The following is a 271-nucleotide window of genomic DNA, read 5'->3' as shown; positions in this document are numbered from 1 at the left end:
AGGCCAGTGTATCCACCCAATTAATGGATAGTGGGTTGCTCATGGCCCATGGCGATATCGGTGGGCGTGTCGGTCCAGAGGATATGTTTGGTTATCGCGTCAATGTCGTTAAAGAAGGCGGTGACACCTATGTCGATGACGCTAAGGCCTATCGTAAATCGGCTTCTGTCGCAGTTGATTTACGTATCACACCGGATCTCACCTGGCAGGCAGATGCACTGGTATCTGAGCGTAAAAGCTATGGCGGCTATTTTTCTATTTCACCCAACTC

The 271-nt window shown here is 49.8% G+C and carries 1 protein-coding gene; it reads left to right on the top strand.

All coding sequences use genetic code 11. From position 1 onward, the window contains the following. Positions 1 to 271: hypothetical protein (locus tag B3O33_RS04420; RefSeq protein ID WP_292363049.1), on the top strand; the 271-nt coding region annotated here is incomplete at both ends.

Source organism: Methylophaga sp. UBA1464 (assembly GCF_002325665.1).
GTDB lineage: Bacteria > Pseudomonadota > Gammaproteobacteria > Nitrosococcales > Methylophagaceae > Methylophaga.
The sequence above is the reverse complement of the archived record's forward strand: the minus strand, read 5'-3'. Positions and strand labels throughout refer to the sequence as shown.